Below are 4,706 nucleotides of genomic sequence, written 5' to 3' on the forward strand. Positions count from 1 at the left end.
GAACCGGAAACAGTTTGGGAGAGAGAGTGATGGCAGTTGAAGGGATTGGCGCCCGGGCCTTGCGCAAAGAGGATAAGCGCTTCCTTACCGGAAAAGGTCAATACACCGATGACATGGTTCTGCCGGGAATGGGGTTTGCCGCATTCGTGCGCTCACCACACGCGCACGCAAGGGTCAAGGGAATTGACGCCAGTGCGGCCCTTGGCATGCCGGGGGTTGACGCGGTTCTCACCGGTGAACAGCTCGTGGGTGATGGCATTGGAAACCTGATATGCGGCTGGATGATCCACTCCAAGGACGGGTCCCCGATGAATATGGGAGGTTGGCGTGCCCTGGAGCCGGAGATCGTCCGGCATGTTGGTCAGGCGGTCGCGGTGGTCGTTGCCGATACGCAGGCGCAGGCGCGCGATGCGGCGGACGCGGTTGTCGTCGATTATGAAGAACTGCCTGCTGTTGCAGACGCTGCGGCAGCCGTTGAGGCAATTGCACCTCAGATTCATCCGGAAGCAGCCGGCAACTTGATTTATGACTGGGAAATTGGTGACGAAGCAGCGGTGAATGATGCTTTTGACAGGGCCGCTCATGTCACGCGAATGGAGATCCGTAACAACAGATTGGTTCCCAATCCGATGGAACCGCGGGCCGCGCTGGCGAGTTACAACGATGCGGAAGAGCATCACACGCTCTATACGACCTCGCAAAACCCTCATGTTGCACGGCTTGTTCTGTCGGCATTCTATAATGTTGCGCCGGAACACAAATTGCGCGTGATCGCGCCGGATGTCGGTGGCGGATTTGGCTCTAAAATCTTCATCTATCCTGAGGAGATCGTTTGCCTGTGGGCTTCAAAACGGGTTGGCAGGCCAGTCAAATGGGTCTCCGACCGGACTGAAGCCTTCCTGACGGATGCTCACGGCCGGGATCATGTCTCCGACGCAGAACTTGCGCTTGATGCCGACAACAAGATCATCGGCCTCAGGGTGAAGACGATCGCCAACCTCGGCGCCTACATGTCGCTCTTCTCGTCATCTGTTCCGACTTATCTGTACGCGACACTGCTGTCAGGCCAGTACGACATTCCGGCCATCCATGCCAATGTGAAAGCTGTCTACACCAACACGACCCCGGTTGACGCCTATCGCGGGGCCGGCCGGCCGGAAGCAACTTTTCTTGTTGAAAGAATGATGGAAACAGCGGCGCGCGAAGTCGGCCTCTCACCGGCAGAATTCCGCCGAAAAAACTTCGTCAGATCCTTCCCGCACCAGACGCCGGTGATCATGTGCTACGATGCGGGCAACTATGACGCCACGCTGGATGCGGCTTTGCAGGCTGCGGACTTTGATGGCTTTGCCGCACGCAAGGCGGAAGCTGCTTCTCGCGGTAAACTGAGAGGAATTGGACTTTCCTGTTACATTGAAGCTTGCGGGATCGCACCATCTGCGGCTGTTGGATCGCTCGGGGCGGGTGTCGGCCTTTGGGAATCGGCAGAAGTACGTGTAAATCCAATCGGGACTGTAGAAGTTCTGACAGGATCGCACAGTCATGGACAAGGCCATGAAACCACCTTTGCGCAGCTTGTAAGCGAACGGTTCGGTCTGGATTCCGATGCCGTTTCAATTGTTCACGGCGATACCGATAAAGTGCAGTTCGGAATGGGTACCTACGGATCCCGATCCGGTGCCGTCGGTATGTCCGCGATCGTCAAGGCGCTCGACAAGGTTGAAGCCAAGGCCAAGAAGATCGCCGCACATCTGATGGAGGCCTCTGAGGGCGATATTCAGATTGAAGGCGGTGAGCTGAAAGTTGCCGGAACGGACAAGAAACTCACATTCACAGAAGTCTCGCTGGCTGCCTATACAGGTCACAATTTGCCGGAAGGCATGGAACCGGGACTGAAGGAAGGGGCGTTTTACGATCCGACAAACTTCACTTTCCCGGCGGGCGCCTATGTGTGTGAAGTCGAAATCGATCCGGAAACCGGCAAGACCGAAATTGTCAGCTTTGTTGCCGCAGACGATTTCGGCAAGGTGATCAATCCGATGATCGTGGAGGGTCAGGTTCATGGCGGCCTAGTGCAGGGCATCGGCCAGGCGCTTCTTGAAAACGCCGCTTATGACGAACATGGTCAACTGCTTACGGCTTCCTTCATGGATTACACGATGCCGCGTGCGGATGATGTGCCGTCGTTCAGTCTTTCAACGCACGAGACACTTTGTCCGGGGAATCCTCTCGGGATGAAAGGGTGCGGCGAGGCCGGTGCTATCGGCTCTCCCCCAGCGGTCATCAACGCGATCACTGATGCTATTGGCAGCAATGATCTGACGATGCCTGCCTCCGCAGAGAAAGTCTGGTCACTTTGCCAATCTGTGACGAAAGCAGCTGCGGAGTAAGCGATGCAGGACGGCATGGATCATCAAGCTATGGCGATTTCGCTCAATCAGAGAGTCTGGTCTCTTCTTGAAAAGAACGACCGGACGGCTGAGGAAAGCGATGAGATGGTCCATGCAGCACATGCCAGCTTGTATCACTGGTTGCAGGCAGGTGGTCCAGTTCAGCAGCAACGTGGTGAATGGATTCTCGGCAGGGTCTATGTTGTCTTGGGGATTGCTGATGCAGCACTGAGGCACGCCCAGAGGGTTATTGATCTGACCGAAAAACATTCATCCGAATTGCGTGATTTCGATCATGCCTATGCTTTCGAACTGATGGCACGGGCGTTGGAATTGAATGGAGATCGCGGAAAGGCTGTCGACATGTGGGACATGGCTCAGAAACTGGGGGCTGAAATTGAAGGTCCCAAGGATCGGGAGATTTTTGAGGGTGACCTAAAGGCCATCCCTTTTGCTCCTGCCTGTAGTTCGACCGTATTTTAAAGACACTTGAACCCAATCTGGGGGAGATGCGAAATGTATGAGACACACTATCATCGTGCCAATTCCGTTGCTGAAGCGGCGGATCTGGTTTCCAAGTCGGATGATGGCAAATTTCTTGGTGGTGGTCAGACTTTGTTGCCGACCATGAAACAGAGATTGGCTGCGCCGAGTGACCTTGTGGATGTCACAAAAATCGATCAGATGAACGGCATCTGCGAGGGAAGTGGCAGTATTTCCATTGGTGCGGCAACGACCCATGCTGAAGTTGCGGATTCCGATCTTGTTCGGGAAAAACTCCCGAGCCTGGCCGGTTTGGCGAACGGTATCGGGGATGCTGCGGTTCGCAACATGGGAACGCTTGGCGGTTCCATTGCAAACAACGACCCGGCAGCCGACTATCCGGCGGCCTTGGTCGCTTTGGGGGCGACTGTGGTCACCAGTAAACGGGAACTGACGGCCGAAGACTTCTTCATCGGCATGTTCGATACCGCACTGGACGAAGACGAAATCGTTGTCTCGGTGAATTTTCCGATTGTTTCCAAGGGCGCCTACGCAAAATATCCCAACCCGGCATCTCGGTATGCCATGGCAGGTGTATTTGTCGCCCAGCACCAGGACGGAAGTGTCCGTGTCGCGGTTACCGGGGCAGGCCATTACGGAGTTTTCCGTGTGGATGGAATGGAAACAGCTCTTGCTGCGAACTGGTCGCCGGATTCCGTTGCCGGGGTAAAGGTCGATGCCGGCGGTATATTGCATGACATTCACGGATCTGCGGCCTACCGGGCAAATCTGGTGACTGTCATGGCAAAACGGGCAGTCGCCGCTGCAGGGTAATCGCAAAAAAATTTACGAAGTTGAGAACCCGGCCCATCGTGGTCGGGTTTTTGACAAATTTACACTGTTTTAGCTGTCGTTATTGTTGTGGCGGAACGAAACTTGGGGCAATCAAGGTATCGTCCAGATTTTGGGATTACGCTGAACCGGGTACAAATCTCGGGCGTATGAAATTGATCGCAAGAATTCCGTCATAAGTGACGCTAATTTTGTTAGGTCTCCGGCAAAGTCTCTTTTTGTGAGAGGAGTTGCGCGAGAAGACATATCATTGGCGGGAAACCAGAGGATTAGATGGCAGGCGCTAGGCAACGTAACGCAAAAGCAATTTCAGGACGTGATAATCCCGTATCCTTGGCCTTCCGCCCTATCCGGACCGCTTTCTGGGGCGTCGCAATCGTCAGTTTCGTAATTAATATCCTGATGCTGACCGGCCCTGTTTTCATGCTTCAGGTTTATGACCGTGTTCTGGCCAGCGGTTCTGTTCCAACACTTGTCGTTATCGGCATTCTCGCCATGGTGCTCTATGTTTTTTACGGCATTCTGGAGGGAATTCGCGGACGTATTCTGGCGCGTCTGGGGCAGCGGGTGGACGCTCGCCTGTCGGGAATTGTCTATAAGGTCTCCAACTCGCTTCCAGTTCGCCTTGGTCGGCAGGCTGCAAAGCTGCGACCCGTGCAGGACCTTGACACGATCCGTCAGTTTCTTTCCGGTCCTGGACCTGCGGCAATCTTCGATATTCCGTGGCTGCCGCTCTATCTCGGGATTGTCTTTCTGTTTCATCCGCTTCTGGGATTCGTAGGTCTCGCCGGTGCGATCATAATCACCATTTTGATTGGCCTGAACGAGATGATGTCGCGAAAACCGACCGAGGAAGCTGCCGGACAGGCCGGGCGCCGCGCGTCGCTTGTCGAAAGTGGCCAACGCAATTCCGAAGTCGTTTCGGCGATGGGCATGCAAAACGCACTGACCACACGTTGGGACGCACATAACGGTGAATAC

The 4,706-nt window shown here is 54.9% G+C and carries 4 protein-coding genes; all 4 read left to right on the forward strand.

What is annotated here, in order from left to right; all coding sequences use genetic code 11:
• The first annotated feature begins 29 nt into the window (after positions 1–29).
• Positions 30–2,390 (forward strand): xanthine dehydrogenase family protein molybdopterin-binding subunit, encoded by a 2,361-nt coding sequence (locus tag K5905_RS27850; RefSeq protein WP_297590440.1) that lies wholly within the window; start codon positions 30–32, stop codon positions 2,388–2,390.
• Positions 2,391–2,405: 15 nt separating this feature from the next.
• Positions 2,406–2,873: a hypothetical protein gene (locus tag K5905_RS27855; RefSeq protein WP_297590432.1), complete on the forward strand. Its 468-nt coding sequence runs from the start codon at positions 2,406–2,408 to the stop codon at positions 2,871–2,873.
• A gap of 33 nt (positions 2,874–2,906) precedes the next feature.
• Positions 2,907–3,707: a xanthine dehydrogenase family protein subunit M gene (locus K5905_RS27860; RefSeq protein WP_297590435.1), complete on the forward strand. Its 801-nt coding sequence runs from the start codon at positions 2,907–2,909 to the stop codon at positions 3,705–3,707.
• Between the two features lie 291 nt (positions 3,708–3,998).
• Positions 3,999–4,706: ABC transporter transmembrane domain-containing protein (locus K5905_RS27865; RefSeq protein WP_297590437.1), on the forward strand; the 708-nt coding region annotated here is incomplete at its 3' end.

Source organism: Roseibium sp., from assembly GCF_025698965.1.
Lineage (GTDB): Bacteria > Pseudomonadota > Alphaproteobacteria > Rhizobiales > Stappiaceae > Roseibium.

What these genes read in the sequence shown, in the direction of transcription:
- K5905_RS27860 (WP_297590435.1), top strand. Translation starts at nt 2,907, where the DNA reads ATGTATGAGACACACTATCATCGTGCCAATTCCGTTGCTGAAGCGGCG.
- K5905_RS27855 (WP_297590432.1), top strand. Translation starts at nt 2,406, where the DNA reads ATGGATCATCAAGCTATGGCGATTTCGCTCAATCAGAGAGTCTGGTCT.
- K5905_RS27850 (WP_297590440.1), top strand. Translation starts at nt 30, where the DNA reads ATGGCAGTTGAAGGGATTGGCGCCCGGGCCTTGCGCAAAGAGGATAAG.